The organism is Campylobacter sp. 1569, from assembly GCF_024723675.1.
GTDB classification, from domain to species: Bacteria; Campylobacterota; Campylobacteria; order Campylobacterales; family Campylobacteraceae; genus Campylobacter_D; species Campylobacter_D jejuni_C.
On sequence record NZ_JANQDB010000058.1, the window covers coordinates 1 to 505 of the forward strand.

At 26.3% G+C, this 505-nt stretch carries 1 protein-coding gene; it reads right to left on the reverse strand.

From position 1 onward, the window contains the following. Nucleotides 1–505, reverse strand: a 505-nt coding sequence (locus CAMP5060_RS08160; RefSeq protein WP_337218208.1) for a glycosyltransferase family 2 protein, incomplete at both ends; no start/stop codon positions are given.

Genomic DNA, 505 nt, shown 5'->3' on the forward strand with positions numbered 1-505 from the left:
AATCAAACCAAACCACATCTACCCCATCCATTCTAGGCACACATTCTTCTATGCAGTTTAATTCCCAATAATCATCAGAATCTAAAAAGATAATATAATCTATAATAGGATAAGTAAAGCTTATTAAATCTTGTTCATCATTAAAAGCTTTATAGCTTTTATATACAGTGTATATTTCATAAGGATTATTACCTTCTATATTAAATTCTATTAAAGAATTTTCTTTTATAGTTTGAGTTTTGTTTTTGAGTTTATATTCTCCACTAAAATATTCTATACCTACATTTCTAGCTGTGCTTTGTCCACCATTTTTTTTATCAAAAAGAGTGATTCTTTTATCTTTTAGAGTGTATTCTTTTGCAATATTGAGTGAATTTTCATCTGTACTACCATCATTTACTAGTATGATTTCTAAATTAGTATAAGTTTGATTGATTACACTATCTAAACATTCTTTTAGATATTTTTCTACATTGTATATTGGGATTACTACGCCGATGGTTTT